Raw genomic sequence first — 14,811 nt, forward strand, 5'->3', positions numbered from 1 at the left:
GCGACTCGATTCAGCGCCAGGCTGAGTTTTGGTGTTGCTGCCAACGCAGCCTCGCTTGGGCTCGACAGCTGCTACGGGGTTCAGGTGGTCTGGGCTATTGGGTTCTGGGCTGCTCCGTCAGCACCACCGACGAAGGCGCCTCTTCTTCCGGCTCATCCACCTGCTGCCCGACCCGCTGCGGCAGCATCACCTGCTGTGGATAAGTTTGCGCGAAGTGAACAAAGGCGCAGTTATCCACAAGCTTTTTCAGCCGCTGGTTAAACGCGCGACTCACCGCATATTGCCCGCCCGACACCGTCCGGAACTGCGCCGTCAGCACCACGCCGTTAAGGTCCATCTTGTCGACACCAAACACCTCCAGCGGCCCTTGCAGGTTGTACTTGAGGAACACGTCATCACGGATCGACTGCCCCGCCTCGCGGATCAATTCCACGGCCTTGTCGACGTCGGTGTCATAGGTGAACTGCACTGAGAAGAACGCATAGGCAAATTGCCGCGATTGGTTGGTAACCGCCTTGATCTGCCCGAACGGCACCGAATGCACAAACCCCTTGCCGTCGCGCAGGCGCAGGGTACGGATGGTCAGGCCTTCGACGGTGCCGGCGTGGCCGGAGTCGAGCACCACCCAATCGCCGATCGACAGGGTGTCTTCGATGATGATGAACAGGCCGGTGATCACGTCCTGCACCAGTTGCTGAGAACCAAAGCCAATCGCCAGGCCGACTACCCCGGCACCCGCCAGCAGCGGTGCGACGTTGATCCCCAGATTGGCCATGGTGGTGATCGCGCAGATCACCACCAGGATGATTTTCACCGCGTTGCGCAGCAACGGCAGGATGGTTTTTACCCGCGTGCTGGGCTGGCGGCTGGAGCGTTTGTTGACCGGCGGTTTCAGGGCTTCCTGAATCGCCGTGTCGAGTACCACCCAGAACAGCCAGGTCACCAGCAGGATCAAACCAATGCTGCTCAGGGAATCACTGATGGCCCGGCCCACCGAGTTGCGCTGGGCAAATTCAAACAACGACACGCCCCAGATCCGCCCAAGGATTTCGATAAAGGCGATGGCCATCACGATGCGCAACAGCGCGTGCAGCAGGCTAAGGAACCGCTCCTTGTAGGCGCTGCTGCGCTGCACCGCCACTGTGCTGCGGGACTGGAACAGGTGCTGCAATACAGTGCTGAGGAACACCGTACCGATCAGCAGGATCGTGGTGAACAACGCGCAGCGCAGGGCTTTCTGGCTGTCGTCGCCGGCGCCGATCAGGTTGATCGCCGACACCAGCACCATCAGCAGAATCGGCCAATACCACAGGCCGGAAAACACCCGCAGTGATTGCTGCACCGCCGGATGTTTCAAGCGTTGGGCCAGGGGCCGGTTGCGGATCAAATGCGCCACCGGACGACGCAGGCGAATCACCAGCATGCCGAAAATCACCGAGGCAAACAGCCCGGTGAAAATCGCCACGCTGGCGGTGATATTGCCCCCCAATTGGCGGGCGATCTGCGGGCTGGTCAGGGCATCGCTGAGGGCGGCGAGGAAGCCGATCAGGAACAGCGGCTTGGGGCAGTAGTCACGAATAATCCGCACGGCCGGGCGCTTGTGGCCGACGTTGAACATGACAATGACGCACAGCAGGATCGAGGTGGAAAAAATGCCGCTGCTGGTGGCGTAGGCAAAACACAGCGCCAGCGCGCGGCCCACCGAGGTGGGCAGGAAGTGGCTGACGTAAAGCGTTAACGGCAGGCAGATCAGGGCAGGAATGGTGTAGGGAATCAGGTAGCCCAGCAATGCCTGAAGGCGCTGGCGCGGTGCGATATGCCGCTGCTGGCTCAGGCGCCTGACGATAAACTGCCCAAGCAGGGTCAGCACGGCGAAGGCGCCGATCCACACCCCGGACAACACCAGGAAGTCCCCGGCCACGCTCCATGAGGAACGTTCGGACGGCTGGTTGACCAGTTTGTCCACCTCGTCTGCCGCCCGATCGGCCCGCAGGCGCCAGGCGTCGATCAGGTTCTGGTTGAGGTCTAGTTTGTCTTGCACACCATCGATGCTGGAGCTGATGGCGCCGAGCAGGCCGCCTTCCACCAGCAGCTCCGGCTTGGCCGGGGCGGCAGGCGCTGGAGCCGCGGGGGCGGTGGCCGCTTGCAGCGCGCCATTGGCGCAGAACAGCAGCGTGCCGAGCAGTAGCACAGTCTTTAAATTCAACAAAACACCGGGCTCCTTCAGAAGGGTCTGTAAGGAACTGACGGGTTTGGCGGCTGATCGTTCCCCCCGCCCATCGATCCGTGCGTGCCAGGCAAATATCAAATGCCAATACCTGTCTTTTTCCGCACAAGCCGACACCCGAGACTGCGCGCCTGATTGAAACCCACCGGAGTTGCAGCCATGCCCATTGCCTTGCTCGCGCTGACCCTCAGCGCTTTCGCCATCGGGACGACCGAATTCGTCATCGTTGGCCTGTTACCCACCATCGGCGCCGACCTTGGCGTAAGCCTGCCGTCCGCCGGCCTGCTGGTCAGCCTCTACGCCCTGGGCGTGGCCATCGGCGCGCCGGTGCTCACCGCACTGACCGGCAAAGTGCCGCGCAAATTACTGCTGTTGTCGCTGATGGTGCTGTTCACCCTCGGCAACCTGCTGGCCTGGCAAGCGCCGAGTTATGAGTCCCTGGTGTTGGCGCGGATCGTCACCGGCCTGGCCCATGGGGTGTTTTTCTCGATTGGCTCGACCATCGCCACCAGCCTCGTGCCCAAGGAAAAAGCTGCCAGCGCGATTGCGATCATGTTTACCGGCCTGACCGTGGCGCTGGTGACCGGTGTGCCGCTGGGCACGTTTATCGGCCAGCACTTCGGCTGGCGCGAAACCTTCCTTGCCGTTTCGGCCCTGGGCTTGATCGCGTTTATCGGCAGCCTGCTCTATGTGCCGAAAAACATCGCCCACAGCAAACCAGCGTCGCTGTTGCAGCAACTGCAAGTACTGAAACAACCACGGCTGCTGTTGGTGTACGCCATGACCGCGGTGGGGTACGGCGGCTCGTTCATCGCGTTCACCTACCTGGCGCCGATTCTTCAGGACATCAGCGGCTTCAGCGCCAGCGCCGTCAGCCTGGTGCTGCTGGTGTATGGCATCTCGGTGGCCATCGGTAACATCTGGGGCGGCAAACTGGCCGACAAACGCGGCCCGATCAGTGCGCTTAAAATCATCTTCGCCCTGCTCGCCGCCGTGTTGTTCGTGTTGACCCTCACCGCCGGCAACCCATGGCTGGCCCTGGCCACTGTGCTGGTGTGGGGCGCGGTCGCCTTCGGCAACGTGCCGGGCTTGCAGGTGTACGTGGTGCGCCAGGCGGAACACCACACGCCGAACGCGGTGGACGTGGCTTCGGGCCTGAACATCGCGGCCTTCAACCTGGGGATCGCCGGTGGTGCATGGGCCGGTGGTTTGATCGTCGCCCACATGGGCTTGATCCACACCGCGTGGATTGGTGGCTCGGTGGTATTGGTGGCCCTGGCGCTGACGGCCTGGAGCGGTCGACTTGACCGCCTGGGCCCGGTGCATGCCGAGAGTTCGACCCGCGTGGTTGGTGGGCACTGATCCGCCGGGATAAACACAAAACAACTGTGGGAGCCGGGCTTGCCCGCGATGGCGGTGGATCAGTGAGATAACTCTCTGCTGACACTCCGACATCGCGGGCAAGCCCGGCTCCCACATTGGAGTGTGGTGTTGCCCAGCGCCAAACCGTCTGTAGGCCCGCCGAAACTTTCTTCCAATCATCGCAGTCACCCTAAAACGGAGGTCACCACACAGCTAACCCACGGGAGTCATCATGGCCGCGATTCATATCGGCATTTCCGGCTGGCGCTACACGCCTTGGCGGGGGGATTTCTACCCCGAGGGCCTGACCCAGAAGCGCGAGCTGCAGTTTGCCTCACGGGCGGTCAACAGTATCGAGATCAACGGCTCGTTCTATGCACTGCAAACACCCAAACGCTACGCCGAGTGGTATGGCGACACGCCCGAGGGATTTGTGTTCAGCGTCAAGGCGCCGCGCTATATCACCCACATCCTGCGGCTGCGGGAGGTGCACAAGCCGATGGCGAATTTCTTCGCCTCCGGCGTGCTGGAACTCAAGGAAAAGCTCGGGCCGATCCTCTGGCAGTTCCCGCCCAGTTTCAAATTCGACGCGCCGTTGTTTGAGGCGTTTCTCGCGCAATTACCTACCAATACCCAGCAAGCCGCCGCCCTCGCCCGCCAGCATGAACCCCGCCTGAACGGCAAGGCGAGCATGAAGGCCTACGGCAAAAAGCCGCTGCGTCATGCGGTGGAAATTCGCCATAAAAGTTTTGCCGTACCGGAGTTCGTCGAGCTGCTCGACAAGTATGGCGTGGCCCTGGTGGTGGCGGACACGGCCGGCAAGTGGCCCTATCTGGAAGATGTCACGGCGAACTTTGTCTACCTGCGGTTGCACGGGGACAAAGCGCTGTACGCCAGCGGCTATACGCCCGAAGCGCTCAAGCGCTGGGGTGATCGTATCGAGCGCTGGAGCCAGGGCAAGCAACCGACCGATGCGCAGTTGATCGACCCGCAGCACAAGCCCAGTGCCCGCAAGCAGCGCGAGGTGTTTTGTTATTTCGATAACGACATCAAGGTGCGTGCACCCTTCGATGCGCGCCAATTGCTGCAGCGTTTTGGCCTGGACCAGCAATTGGCTACCGAACCCGGCAAGCTGCCGGACGCTGGGGTGTTGCCATGACGCACCCAGAGCTGATGCCGACCGCGCCCACCGAAGCCATCACCCGCTTCAGGGTGCTGACGGTCAATACCCACAAGGGTTTCACCGCGCTCAACCGGCGCTTCATCCTGCCCGAGTTGCGCGAGGCGATCCGCAGCGTGGCCGCCGACGTGGTGTTCCTGCAGGAGATCCACGGCACCCACGAGCGCCATCCCAAGCGCTACAGCAACTGGCCAAGCATGCCGCAGTACGAGTTCCTCGCCGACAGCATCTGGCCGCAGTTCGCCTATGGCCGCAACGCGGTGTATCCCCATGGCGACCACGGCAATGCGTTGCTGTCGAAATTCCAGATCATCCGCTATGACAACCTCGACATTTCCCAAAGCGGCCATGAAAGCCGCGGGCTGCTGCATTGCGTGTTGCGCCTGCCGGGTAATGTGCAGGACGTGCACGCCATCTGCGTGCACCTGGGGCTGCGGGAAGTGCACCGCCAGCAGCAACTGCGCCTGATCGCGCAGCGGATCGCCGAGATCCCCGCCGACGCGCCGGTGATTGTCGCCGGTGACTTCAATGACTGGCGCCAGCAGGCAGACCTTGCTCATTGCGGGCTGCGGGAAGTGTTTATCGAAACCCTGGGCAAGCCGGCCCGCACCTTCCCCGCGCGCCTGCCGCTGCTGCCTCTGGACCGCATCTATGTGCGCAACCTCAAGGTGCATCAGCCGCAGGTGCTGACCAGCCGCCCGTGGTCGCATTTATCCGACCACGCGCCGCTGTTGGTGGAGATCGAATTATGAACAGCGCGCCCCTGGAAAAGCTTGCGGTGGAGCATATCGCGACCGACCAACCGCCGGACGATGCAGCAGCCCGGGACCCGGATTATGGCTGGCAGGGAAGCAACCAGATTGAGTTGCTGGAGAACGGCGAGGCTTACTTCCCCAAGGTGTTCGAGGCGATGCGCCAGGCCCAGCGGGAGATCCTGCTGGAGACGTTCATTCTGTTTGAAGACAAAGTCGGCCATGAACTCAAAGGTATTTTGATCGAGGCCGCGCAGCGTGGCGTTAAGGTGGTGGCCAGCCTCGATGGCTTTGGCTGTGGCGAGCTGACGCCAGGGTTTCTCAGTGAGCTGAGTCAGGCCGGCGTGACCGTGCAGATGTTCGACCCGGCGAGCAAGACGCTGGGCTTTCGCACCAACTGGTTTCGCCGCCTGCACCGCAAGATTGTGGTGGTGGATGCCACCGTGGCATTTATCGGTGGGATCAATTTTTCGGCCGACCACCTGGGGGATTTTGGCCCCGAGGCCAAGCAGGATTATGCGGTGCAGGTGCAAGGCGCGGCGGTGGCTGACTTGCACCATTTTGCCCTCGCGCAAAGTGGCCGGCGTGTGCGCAAGCGTCGCGGCTGGCGGCGTGAGCAACGCCCGTCGCCCTGGGCTGCGGGCGACGGCGATGGTTTGGTGCGGCTAATTTACCGGGACAATCTGCAACACCGTTCCGACATCGAAGAAGCCTACCTGCATGCCCTGCGCAAGGCCCAGCGGCGGGTGGTAATTGCCAACGCTTACTTCTTCCCGGGTTACCGTTTGCTGCGGGAAATCCGTAATGCCGCGCGGCGCGGGGTGCAGGTGCAATTGATCATGCAGGGCCAGCCGGATGTGCTGCTCGCAAAGCTTGCGGCACGCATGCTGTATGACTATTTGCTCAAGGAAGGCGTGGTGATCCACGAGTACTGTCAACGTCCGTTGCACGGCAAGGTGGCGTTGGTGGATGAGCAATGGAGCACGGTGGGATCAAGTAATCTCGACCCGTTGAGCCTGTCGCTGAACCTTGAGGCCAACGTGCTGATTCGCGATCGCGGGTTCAATCAGCAACTGTTCGAACGCCTGGAATACCTGAGCCAGAACCACTGCAAGACCATGCCGGAAAACCGCTCGCCTCGCGGCTGGTTCTGGCGGGTAACCGTGGGCTTCGTGGTGTTCCACGTGCTGCGGCATTTTCCCTCGTGGACCGGCTGGCTGCCGGCCCACAAGCCGAGGCTGAAACCCTTCGTTCATGAGGAGCGTGCGGACCATGACCCAAGCTCACACAGCTGAACAGAACGCCCGCCCGGGGTTTTTCAAACGCTGGAAAAAACCGCTGACCGTGGTGTTTTTCCTGGTGTTGATCGTGCTGTTCACCCTGCTTGCCCGGCGTATCGACTGGAGCGAGGTGTTCGACACCCTCGGCAGTTTCAAGCTGCGCACCTTGCTTATCGCCGGCGCGCTGACCCTGTGCAGTTTCCTGGTGTATTCGTGCTTTGACCTGATCGGGCGCACCTACATCCGCCAGCCTTTGCGCTGGAAGCAGATCCTGCCGGTGGGCATCATCAGCTATGCCTTCAACCTCAACCTGAGTGCCTGGGTGGGTGGCATCGCCATGCGCTACCGGCTGTATTCCCGGTTGGGGGTGAGCAGCGGGAACATCGCGAAAATCCTCGGCTTGAGCCTGGCCACCAACTGGTTCGGCTACATGGCGATTGCCGGCGCGGTGTTCAGCAGCGGGCTGGTGTCGCTGCCGCCGGGGTGGAAGCTCAGCAGTGGCGCGCTGCAAGGCGTTGGCGTGCTGCTGGTACTGGCGAGCCTGGGTTATCTGCTGGCGTGCCGGTTGTCGAAAAAGCGCGCGTGGTCGGTACGCGGGATTGAAATCAGCCTGCCATCGCTACGCATGGCGGTGTTGCAGCTGGCACTGGGTGCGCTGAACTGGTCGCTGATGGCGGCGGTAATCTTCACGCTGCTGCCCAAGCAACTGGATTATCCAGTGGTGCTCGGCGTGTTGCTGATCAGCAGCATTGCGGGGGTCGTCACGCATATCCCGGCAGGGCTTGGGGTGCTGGAGGCGGTGTTTATTGCCTTGTTGCAACACGAAGCGTCCCGCGGCAGTTTGCTCGCGGGCCTGATCGCCTACCGCGCAATCTACTTCATCCTGCCGCTGCTGGTGGCGCTGGTGATGTACCTCGCGGTGGAAGCCAAGGCCAAGGCGCTGCGCGTGAAAAAGACGCCTAAGACTGAATAATGCTCAAGCGTTCGCCCACCACCATCTCGGTGATCCAGTCCACCAGGATCGAGGTGTAGGCCTGCTGCGACACCGGGTCACTCAGGGAGTGATCCGCACCGTCGATAATCCGATGGGTCAGCGAGTGCGTCTGCTGGCAGGCCGCGCGGTAGCTCATGATGGTGGCGTGGGGCACGTGATCGTCGGTTTCCGATTCAACAATCAGCACATCCCCGGTAAATGCCGCGCAGGCGTGCAAGGCGCGATTGGTTTGGGCGTGCACAAACGTGCCGCGGTAATCCATCAGGTCGGCCTTGTCCAGGTCGCGCTTGGGCTTGAGCCATTCCTGGTCGCGGTACAGCGCAGGTACTCGCAGCGCCAGCCAGCGCACGGGGCGCAGCGAGGTGAGGATGGCGGCCAGGTAACCGCCGTAACTGGTGCCCACCACCGCCACCGCCGAGGTGTCGATGGCCGGGTGTGACAGCAGGCGGTCGTAGGCGGCGAGCAGGTCGCGCAGGTTGTCTTCGCGGGTGACGCGCGACAGTGGAATGCCGTTACCAGCATGGCCGCGCAGGTCAAAGGTGAGGCACACGCAACCCAGCCCGGCGATGCCCTTGGCGCGTTCCAGGTCACGCTCCTGGCTACCGCCCCAGCCGTGCACAAACAACACCCCCGGCACTTTCGATTTGGGACTCAGGAACGTCCCGCTCATCTGTTCATCGTCGATATCAATGGCAATGTTTTCGCTTCTAGCCGTCATAAGATTTGACCGTCACATACTTGAGAAGAAAGTCGCTGTTTTCTGCCGGGCCGCGGTACACCTCAATCGCGTCAGCCGGCAGTGGCTGGTCGACGTAGGTTTCTACCGACGAGACGTAAATCGCCCGCAGCCCGGGGTTATTGACGAAGCTTTGCAACGCCGCGACTTCCGCGCTGCTGGCCCCGCCCATACGCCAGGATTGCTCCAGCACACCGCTGCGGCGCTGGCCGTCGCTGTCCAGGCCTTGGGCGATGTCGTAGTTGCGCCGCGAAGCGTAAAACCCCGGGTAGGCTTCATCCGCCGCAGTATCAAACGCCTGCGCTTGCTCGATGGCCAGGCGCACATCGTCAGGTAGCTCGAGCTCAAGCAGGTCTTCGTAGTAGCCCGGTACCACCAGCAGGTTAGAACCACCATAGACCTCCTCGCCCTGCCCGTCCTGGGTCAGGTACTGATCACCGCAGTAGCTGATGACGTGATCGCCGATAAAGCTCTGGCCAACACTGTGAGTGACCACCTCGTGCAAATCCTGCTCCAGTACCACACCGTCAGTGAACAGTTGCGCCGCGTCAGGCCGGGCGAGGATGGCGTCGAATTCGTCGAGGCTGCGGATCACTTCCTGGCCGCGACCGGCGCACGCGTGCACGGGCTTGAGGCGGATCGGCCCGGTGTAGAGCAAGTGGGTGGCCGCCGGCCGCGCGTCTTCCAGGGCGTGCACACTCAGGCCATCAAGTACCACGTTGCGAATACGCTCGGAAAACAGCGGCGACCAGCCTTCAGGGGCCACCGCATTTTTATTCAGCAGCCCGTGGCTGATGGCCTTGGTGCAGATGAAGTCGTGATCGACGTAACCGCCCCACAAGTCTTCGGGGCCTTTGATGCCCAATTGCCGCGCCTGGGCCGCACCGACGAGGGTTTGGGTAGGTAACAGATAAAGGTCGCGCCCACTGTGCAACTCAGGGTCATAGCTGCCGCCATATTTGAGCCCGAGGATCTGCGCCAGCCAGCGGGCCAGGGCGCGGTTGGTTTCGACTTCGTGCAACGGCGCGCCCGGTCGGACCGAGTGTGCCACTACGATTTTCTTGCGCTTTATCGGGGTCATGCGTCCCCCTTGGCTGTCCTGCCATGTGTGTAGGGAGAAGGTTGCAGGGATCAAGCCAAGGCGAGGTTTGTTTAAACTCCTCGAGAATCAATCAGTTGCGAGGAAAGCGATAGCACTTGGCCTGTTTTATTCTGCACGAAGTGCTCTGGCAGTCGCGGCGTTCTGCACGATTCAGGCTTGGGCCTTGCTGGGCATTACACCGAAACGGCTGCGGTAGTCGCTTGGCGCCAGCCCAGTGATTTTCTTGAAGGTAGCGCGGAAGGCGCCGGGGTCTTGATAACCGACAGTCCAGGCGATGTGATCAATGGTGCCGTTGGTGAACTCAAGCATCTGCCGCGCCTTGCCCACCCGCAGGTGCTGGCAGTATTCGGTGGGTTTCAAACCCGTGGCGGCGCGGAACCGGCGCAGGAATGTGCGCTCCTCAAGCCCAGCCTGTTGCGCCATCGCGGCCAAGGAAACATCCACCGCGCCACTGGCCTGCAGCCAATGCTGCACCTTTAGAATCGCACCGTCGCCATGGGCCAGGATCGGCGCAAAGTTACTGCCACACTCACTGGCGCTGTCGCTGTGTTCGATCACCAAAAAGCGCGCGGTGCTGGCGGCGATGCTCGGGCCGAGTAAGCGGTCTACCAGGCGCAGACCAAGCTCGGACCAGGCCATCAGCCCGGCGGTGGTGATCAGATCGCCGTCATCGACGATGGGTTTGTCGGCCTCAAGGCGAATAGCCGGGTAACGGCCAGCGAAAGATTTGGCTGACGTCCAGTGCGTGGTGGCGCTACGACCGTCCAACAGGCCGCTTTCCGCCAGCAGGATCGAACCCACGCACACCCCACCCAGGATAGTCCCCGTGCGGTGCTGCTGGCGAAGCCAATCGAGCAACTCGGCAGAAGCCTGCCCCTCGGAGAAGCCCGCGATGGACGGCGGAATCAGCAAGGCGGTCAGCGCCTGCCCGGCGCCCGGCTGGCTGTCGAACACGCGGGCCGGCGCACTGCCTGCCTCGGCCTGCCAATGACTGATACGCAGTGCCGGCAGTTGCTCGGACTGATGCTCGGCGGCAATCCGGCTGGCGACGGCGAACAAGTCAGTCAAGCCATGCACGGCGGCCATTTGCGCACCGCTGTAGATCAGCACGCCAAGTTCGACGATCGCCATTGTCAGTTTTCCCTCTGGTATTGTCGGTGCGGCCAATCCCCAGGCGCTACGCCAGCCACGATACTGGACGCATCAACCATCACAAGGAAACCAAACATGGCCAAGCAAGCGCTCATCCTAATCGATATCCAGAACGACTACTTCCCCCAGGGCAAGTGGCCGCTTGACGGTGTGGACGCGGCGGCAGACAAGGCGCAGCAAGTGCTCCAGGCGTTTCGCCAGGCGGGCGATGCGGTGATTCATGTGCGCCACGAATTCAAATCCGACGATGCGCCCTTCTTCACCCCGGGTTCGCAAGGCGCGCATTTGCACCCCAAGGTTCTGAATCGGGCCGATGAACCGGTGGTGCTCAAGCATTTCGTCAATGCGTTTCGCGAGACCAACCTGCGGGAGCTGCTGGAACAACGCAGCATCACCGAGTTGGTGGTGGTGGGCAGCATGAGCCATATGTGTATCGACGGCGTGGTGCGTGCGGCCGCGGATCTGGGCTACAGCGTGACCGTGATTCACGATGCCTGCGCCACGCGGGACTTGGAATTCAACGGTACCACCGTACCGGCGGCCCAGGTGCATGCGGCGTTTATGTCGTCGCTGGGGTTTGCGTATGCGAGCGTGGTGTCGGCGGCCCAGTTCCTGGCTGCCGACTGATTACGCTGCTTACCGGGTGGCGATGATGAACAGGCGCGGAAATGGCAGCAGCACGGCGCCATCGTCCAGCGCAGGATAAGCCTTGGTGATCCGCGCCAGGTACTCATGGAGGAAGGCGCTTTTTTCTGCTTCAGTCAGGGGCGCCAGGAACGGACGCAGCGCCGACCCTTTGAACCACTCCACCACCGCAGCAGCGCCTGCGAGCGGATGGTGGTAAGTGGTGCGCCATACATCCACGGTGGAACAGTGTTTGTTCAGCAGCTCAAAGTAGTAGCTCGCGGTATGGCGTTCGTTGTGTTTCACCGCGCTGATCTTGGCAGCCCATGGCCCGTGCGCCGCCACTTCCCGCGCCAGCGTGTGGGCCGGCTCATCGAGGTTGTCGGGCGTTTGCACTGCCAATGTGCCGCCGGGGTTCAACTGATTGATCAGGTGCGGGTACAACGCGGCGTGGTCCGGCAGCCATTGCAGCGAGGCATTGGCGAGGATGACGTCGAACTTCTGCGCGGGGTTCCAGGCGCCGATGTCGGCCAATTCGAAGTTCAGCGTGGGCAGGCGCGTGCGGGCGTCGACCAGCATGTCATCGGAGCTGTCCATGCCAGTGACCAATGCCTGCGGGAAACGATCAGCCAATACTTCAGTAGAGTTGCCCGGGCCGCATCCCAGGTCGACGGCGCTGCGCACATCGCTATCAGGGATGGCCGCCACCAGGTCGCGGACGGGACGGGTGCGCTGTTGTTCGAACATCGAGTATTGCTTGGCTGACCAGGTCATCGCGGCATGCCTTCTTCTGTGAGGAGTGACAACAGCCTAATTCTTGTGATCCATGAGAACAAACGCCAGCATTCATCACCTCCCATACCTCAAAAGTATTCCTATGCTGGAACTCAGGCAGCTCGGCCGTTTGTACCCAGCGTGCTACGCCTGTTCCGGGAAACCCTTGTCGGCGTTTCAGTGGTGCAGGAGGCGCCGCGTATGACCGCGACCCTGAGCCTGGCAGCTGCAGGCCTTGGGGTGTCCATACACGGTTTGCCAAATCCGACTAAAATTATTGTCGACCTGCGCAGGCGTCAGCCCCGCATGGGCGCTCAAGCCAGCCGTGGGATGGCAATGATATGGACCACTATGCCGACGATCTGGCGGAGTTGATCGAGCATTTGGATCTGAGAAACGCGATCCTCTTCGGCTTTTCCACGGGAGGTGGCGAAGTAGCACGTTATATCGCTCGCCACGGCATCGCGCGCGTGGCCAAGGCGGGGCTGGTCTGCTCGGTAACTCCACTGATGTTGAGAACTGAACAAAGAGCGAGCCAATGCTGAAATGCTCAGGTTCGCGCAGCAATGAGCACCGCCAGCCCAAAAAAAACCGCGCGGCCCTGTCAGGCGGCGCGGTTTCTTATATTTGCAGCGTGTTGCGTGGCTATATCCTAGAACGGAATATCGTCATCAAAGCTGTCGAAGTCGGCCGCTGGCTGAGGAGCTGCCTGCTGTGGCGCTGGACGCGACTCACGCTGTGGCTGCTGGGTTGGCTGCGGACGGGACTGCTGCTGTGGACGCGGTGCCGAGTTGGACATGCCGCCCTGGCCCTGTTGGTCGCCCTGTGGACGGCCGCCCAGCAGTTGCATGGTGCCTTGCATGTCGACCACGATTTCGGTGGTGTAACGCTTGATGCCGTCTTTTTCCCACTCACGGGTTTGCAGTTTGCCTTCGATGTAGACCTGCGAACCTTTGCGCAGGTACTCACCGGCGATCTCTGCAACCTTGCCGAACATCGACACACGGTGCCATTCGGTTTTCTCGACCTTCTGGCCGGTTTGCTTGTCGGTCCACTGTTCGCTGGTCGCCAGACTCAGGTTGGTCACGGCGTTACCGTTCGGCAAGTAGCGAACTTCGGGATCCTGGCCGCAAGTACCGACCAATATGACTTTGTTAACCCCACGGGCCATAACGTTCTCCTAGGCTGGGCGCGCTGTCGGCACTGGGTTGACCAGTTGCTCGAGCGTCGCGCGATCCAATAATTCGGTGTCCAATTTGATGTAGATGGCGGCTTCTTCAGTGACAACCACAGCATCCGTAACCCCAACGACGGCCTTCAGGCGCTCGACCAGACCGGCTTCGCGGATCGCTTCGGGCGATAACGGCAGGCGCAGGCTCGTCACATAGGGAGGTTCGCGCATGGTAACAGCAAAGGCCAGCCAGAGGGCAGCCAGACCTGCGCATCCCAGGAACACAACCGACAAACCGCCATGCTGGAACATCCAGCCACCCATGATCCCGCCCAGTGCAGAACCGAGGAACTGGCTGGTGGAATACACGCCCATCGCCGTGCCTTTGCCGCCGGCCGGTGAAACCTTACTGATCAGCGAAGGCAATGAAGCCTCCAGCAGGTTGAACGCCGTGAAGAACACCACCGTGCCGATCACCAGTGCCCGCAAGCTGTCGCCGAACTGCCAGAAGAATAGCTCAGTGAGCATCAATGTCGCGACGGCGCCCAAGAGAACTCGTTTCATTTTGCGTTTCTTTTCGCCATAGATGATGAACGGGATCATGGCGAAGAACGAGATCAGCAGCGCGGTAAGGTAGACCCACCAGTGCTGCTCCTTGGGTAACCCGGCTTTTTGCACCAGGGCCAGGGGCAAGGCGATGAAGCTGCACATCAGCATCGCGTGTAATACGAAGATACCTAAATCCAGGCGCAGCAGGTCCGGGTGCTTGAGCGTGGGCAGCAACGCCTGTTTTGCCACGCCCGACTCACGGTGCTGCAACGGCCCCGTGGAGCGCGGCACCATAAAGGCGACGATCACGATGCCGAACAGCGCCATGCCGCCGGTGGCGAGGAACAGGCCATGCAAGCCGAACGCACGGGTCAGCAACGGGCCCACCACCATCGCAACGGCAAACGACAGGCCGATGGTCATGCCGATCATCGCCATGGCCTTGGTGCGATGTTGCTCGCGGGTCAGGTCGGAAAGCAGCGCCATGACGGCGGCGGAAATAGCGCCCGCGCCCTGCAGGACGCGCCCGGCGATCACGCCCCAGATCGAGTCGGCATTGGCCGCGAGCACGCTGCCCAGGGCGAACACGATCAGCCCCAGGTAGATGACCGGCCGGCGGCCGATGCGGTCGGAAATGATCCCGAACGGAATCTGGAACAGCGCCTGGGTCAGGCCATAGGCGCCAATCGCCAGGCCGATCAGGGCTGGGGTCGCTCCTGCGAGATCCATTCCATAGGTCGCCAATACTGGCAACACCATAAACATGCCTAGCATACGGAATGCGAACACCAGGGCCAGACCGCTTGCTGCGCGGGTCTCGCTGCCACTCATGCGTTCGCTGTGGGGATCGTGCATGGATAAACCTCGTGTGAACCGGCGGCGATTCTACCAGTCCCATCGATTGAGAG

The 14,811-nt window shown here is 61.7% G+C and carries 13 protein-coding genes and 1 pseudogene; 7 read left to right on the forward strand and 7 right to left on the reverse strand.

Annotated elements, in window-relative coordinates; genetic code table 11:
* Positions 1–94: 94 nt before the first annotated feature.
* The gene (locus RGV33_RS29070) at positions 95–2,209 is read right to left on the reverse strand and encodes a mechanosensitive ion channel family protein (RefSeq protein WP_322147781.1); all 2,115 of its coding nucleotides are present in this window, start codon (positions 2,207–2,209) and stop codon (positions 95–97) included.
* Between the two features lie 177 nt (positions 2,210–2,386).
* Here RGV33_RS29070 and RGV33_RS29075 point away from each other — a divergent pair, with 177 nt between their 5' ends.
* The 5 genes from RGV33_RS29075 to RGV33_RS29095 all read left to right on the forward strand — a co-directional run bounded on the left by RGV33_RS29075 (position 2,387) and on the right by RGV33_RS29095 (position 7,774).
* A complete protein-coding gene (locus RGV33_RS29075; protein ID WP_322147782.1) occupies positions 2,387–3,589 on the forward strand; it encodes an MFS transporter in 1,203 nt (400 codons plus the stop codon).
* A gap of 232 nt (positions 3,590–3,821) precedes the next feature.
* Positions 3,822–4,748, forward strand: a complete 927-nt coding sequence (locus RGV33_RS29080; RefSeq protein WP_322147783.1) for a DUF72 domain-containing protein — start codon at positions 3,822–3,824, stop codon at positions 4,746–4,748.
* Positions 4,745–5,521: an endonuclease/exonuclease/phosphatase family protein gene (locus RGV33_RS29085; protein WP_322147785.1), complete on the forward strand. Its 777-nt coding sequence runs from the start codon at positions 4,745–4,747 to the stop codon at positions 5,519–5,521. Before RGV33_RS29080 ends, RGV33_RS29085 begins: the two co-directional genes overlap by 4 nt.
* Entirely contained in the window at positions 5,518–6,816 is a 1,299-nt protein-coding gene (clsB, locus tag RGV33_RS29090; RefSeq protein ID WP_322147787.1) for a cardiolipin synthase ClsB, read from the forward strand. Before RGV33_RS29085 ends, clsB begins: the two co-directional genes overlap by 4 nt.
* Positions 6,794–7,774, forward strand: a complete 981-nt coding sequence (locus RGV33_RS29095; protein WP_322147788.1) for a lysylphosphatidylglycerol synthase domain-containing protein — start codon at positions 6,794–6,796, stop codon at positions 7,772–7,774. The genes clsB and RGV33_RS29095 overlap by 23 nt, the downstream gene beginning before the upstream one ends.
* Here the strand turns inward: RGV33_RS29095 and RGV33_RS29100 are convergent.
* The 3 genes from RGV33_RS29100 to RGV33_RS29110 all read right to left on the reverse strand — a co-directional run bounded on the left by RGV33_RS29100 (position 7,761) and on the right by RGV33_RS29110 (position 10,764).
* Positions 7,761–8,513, reverse strand: a complete 753-nt coding sequence (locus RGV33_RS29100; RefSeq protein ID WP_322147789.1) for an alpha/beta hydrolase family protein — start codon at positions 8,511–8,513, stop codon at positions 7,761–7,763. The genes RGV33_RS29095 and RGV33_RS29100 overlap by 14 nt on opposite strands.
* Positions 8,503–9,612 (reverse strand): DUF3182 family protein, encoded by a 1,110-nt coding sequence (locus RGV33_RS29105; protein ID WP_322147790.1) that lies wholly within the window; start codon positions 9,610–9,612, stop codon positions 8,503–8,505. Before RGV33_RS29105 ends, RGV33_RS29100 begins: the two co-directional genes overlap by 11 nt.
* A gap of 171 nt (positions 9,613–9,783) precedes the next feature.
* Positions 9,784–10,764 carry a GlxA family transcriptional regulator gene (locus tag RGV33_RS29110; protein ID WP_322147791.1) on the reverse strand — a complete coding sequence of 327 codons (981 nt, stop codon included), beginning with the start codon at positions 10,762–10,764 and terminating at the stop codon, positions 9,784–9,786.
* A gap of 96 nt (positions 10,765–10,860) precedes the next feature.
* Here RGV33_RS29110 and RGV33_RS29115 point away from each other — a divergent pair, with 96 nt between their 5' ends.
* Complete coding sequence (locus RGV33_RS29115) at positions 10,861–11,412, forward strand: cysteine hydrolase family protein (protein ID WP_322147792.1); 552 nt, start codon at positions 10,861–10,863, stop codon at positions 11,410–11,412.
* Positions 11,413–11,421: 9 nt separating this feature from the next.
* Here RGV33_RS29115 and tam read toward each other — a convergent pair whose 3' ends face one another.
* A complete protein-coding gene (gene tam, locus RGV33_RS29120) occupies positions 11,422–12,183 on the reverse strand; it encodes a trans-aconitate 2-methyltransferase (RefSeq protein ID WP_322147793.1) in 762 nt (253 codons plus the stop codon).
* A 305-nt stretch (positions 12,184–12,488) separates the two neighbouring features.
* Between tam and RGV33_RS29125 the strand changes: the two are divergent.
* Positions 12,489–12,707: pseudogene (locus RGV33_RS29125) on the forward strand (alpha/beta fold hydrolase); the annotation flags it as partial.
* Positions 12,708–12,835: 128 nt separating this feature from the next.
* On the opposite strand, the gene RGV33_RS29130 reads toward RGV33_RS29125, so the two are convergent.
* Both RGV33_RS29130 and RGV33_RS29135 read right to left on the reverse strand, forming a co-directional pair.
* Positions 12,836–13,354, reverse strand: a complete 519-nt coding sequence (locus RGV33_RS29130; protein ID WP_003210042.1) for a single-stranded DNA-binding protein — start codon at positions 13,352–13,354, stop codon at positions 12,836–12,838.
* 9 nt (positions 13,355–13,363) lie between these two features.
* Entirely contained in the window at positions 13,364–14,758 is a 1,395-nt protein-coding gene (locus tag RGV33_RS29135; RefSeq protein ID WP_322147794.1) for an MFS transporter, read from the reverse strand.
* Between the last annotated feature and the right edge of the window lie 53 nt (positions 14,759–14,811).

Source organism: Pseudomonas sp. Bout1 (assembly GCF_034314165.1).
Lineage (GTDB): Bacteria > Pseudomonadota > Gammaproteobacteria > Pseudomonadales > Pseudomonadaceae > Aquipseudomonas.

Coding starts and splice junctions, on each gene's coding strand:
- RGV33_RS29105 (WP_322147790.1), bottom strand. CDS start 9,612: ATGACCCCGATAAAGCGCAAGAAAATCGTAGTGGCACACTCGGTCCGA.
- RGV33_RS29110 (WP_322147791.1), bottom strand. CDS start 10,764: ATGGCGATCGTCGAACTTGGCGTGCTGATCTACAGCGGTGCGCAAATG.
- RGV33_RS29095 (WP_322147788.1), top strand. CDS start 6,794: ATGACCCAAGCTCACACAGCTGAACAGAACGCCCGCCCGGGGTTTTTC.
- RGV33_RS29130 (WP_003210042.1), bottom strand. CDS start 13,354: ATGGCCCGTGGGGTTAACAAAGTCATATTGGTCGGTACTTGCGGCCAG.
- RGV33_RS29085 (WP_322147785.1), top strand. CDS start 4,745: ATGACGCACCCAGAGCTGATGCCGACCGCGCCCACCGAAGCCATCACC.
- RGV33_RS29080 (WP_322147783.1), top strand. CDS start 3,822: ATGGCCGCGATTCATATCGGCATTTCCGGCTGGCGCTACACGCCTTGG.
- RGV33_RS29100 (WP_322147789.1), bottom strand. CDS start 8,513: ATGACGGCTAGAAGCGAAAACATTGCCATTGATATCGACGATGAACAG.
- RGV33_RS29115 (WP_322147792.1), top strand. CDS start 10,861: ATGGCCAAGCAAGCGCTCATCCTAATCGATATCCAGAACGACTACTTC.
- clsB (WP_322147787.1), top strand. CDS start 5,518: ATGAACAGCGCGCCCCTGGAAAAGCTTGCGGTGGAGCATATCGCGACC.
- RGV33_RS29135 (WP_322147794.1), bottom strand. CDS start 14,758: ATGCACGATCCCCACAGCGAACGCATGAGTGGCAGCGAGACCCGCGCA.
- tam (WP_322147793.1), bottom strand. CDS start 12,183: ATGACCTGGTCAGCCAAGCAATACTCGATGTTCGAACAACAGCGCACC.
- RGV33_RS29075 (WP_322147782.1), top strand. CDS start 2,387: ATGCCCATTGCCTTGCTCGCGCTGACCCTCAGCGCTTTCGCCATCGGG.